This window comes from Methanooceanicella nereidis, from assembly GCF_021023085.1.
Taxonomy (GTDB): Archaea; Halobacteriota; Methanocellia; order Methanocellales; family Methanocellaceae; genus Methanooceanicella; species Methanooceanicella nereidis.
Genome location: NZ_PGCK01000027.1, coordinates 1 through 1284, shown reverse-complemented (window position 1 = coordinate 1284; position 1284 = coordinate 1). Strand labels below are relative to the sequence as shown.

The following is a 1284-nucleotide window of genomic DNA, read 5'->3' as shown; positions in this document are numbered from 1 at the left end:
TCAGGGGCAGAGTATCCTACATAGAGGAGAACCCTGTCAACAAGAACCTGATCGTCCACGCAGAAGACACACTGCTCGGCGTACCCATAGAACTAGAGCTCGAAATGGTAATACTCGCATCCGCGATCATACCAAAGAAGTCGACCGAGGATCTCAGGAACAAGCTCATCATATCCAAGAGCTCAGACCTGTTCCTGTTAGAGGCTCACCCGAAGCTTAACCCGTTCTCGACATCGACCGACGGTATATATCTTGCCGGTTGCTGCCAGGGTCCGAAGGATATCCCTGACACAGTGGCACAGGCAGCAGGTGCGGCTGCAGCTGCGGCAGTACCCATCAACCAGGGCAAGGTCATGCTCGAGCCTATCGCAGGCAAAGTCAATGACGCTCTTTGCTCCGGTTGCGGAGTATGCGCAGGACTCTGCCCGTACAAGGCTATCGACCTGATAGACCTTGAGGAAGGAAAGAGGAAGGCCTACGTCAACGATGCAAAGTGTAAAGGATGCGGAACGTGCGGTGGAGCATGCCCGGCAAAGGCAATATCCATGCAGCACTTCAAAGACACCCAGATAAGAGCGCAGATAGCTGCTCTGTTCACTCCGGCAGGAGGTGCCTAAAATGGCTGACGAATTCGAACCAAAAATACTCGGTATACTTTGTAACTGGTGTACCTACGCAGGCGCAGACCTCGCAGGTGTATCCAGGGCTCAGTATCCGCCCAACGTCCGTGTAGTAAGGATCATGTGTACCGGACGTGTCGACCCTGCATTCATATTAGAGGCATTCAGCCTTGGCGCAGATGCAGTGCTCGTATCTGGCTGCCACATCGGCGACTGTCACTACATAGCAGGTAACTACAAGGCAAGACGCCGTGTAGCTCTCACCAGAAAAGTCTTAGAGGATATGGGAATCGACGGAAGAAGGCTCAAGATGACCTTCGTCTCCGCATCAGAAGGTGCGCTGTGGGCACAGGTCGTCAGGGACATGGTCGATACCGTTAAGAAACTCGGCCCGAGCCCTGTCCAGAAGAAGGTAACCTTACAGGCTGGCGCAGAGCACGGTGCAGAGGCAAGCTCTGACGAAGACCTCGCAGAGATCGCAAAGGTAGCTGGAAAGAAAGTAGAAGCCACTCCGATCCAAAAGTAAGAGGGCTTCAAGAAGGAGACCGAATATGACTAACTCTATTGAAGCTAACCTGATTTCAGGCAGGACTGTCTGGCAGGGTGTTGCTATTGAGGGTCACAAGCATGATGATTATTATATCAAGACTTGTGGTATCGTTGA

General features: G+C 52.5%; 2 protein-coding genes. Both read left to right on the top strand.

All coding sequences use genetic code 11. The features are described from left to right. Positions 1–617, top strand: a 617-nt coding sequence (locus tag CUJ83_RS15530) for a 4Fe-4S binding protein (RefSeq protein WP_230743382.1), incomplete at its 5' end; no start/stop codon positions are given. Position 618: 1 nt separating this feature from the next. Further along, positions 619–1146, top strand: coding sequence for a hydrogenase iron-sulfur subunit (locus tag CUJ83_RS15525; protein ID WP_230743381.1), 528 nt, complete (start codon positions 619–621; stop codon positions 1144–1146). Positions 1147–1284: the final 138 nt, after the last annotated feature.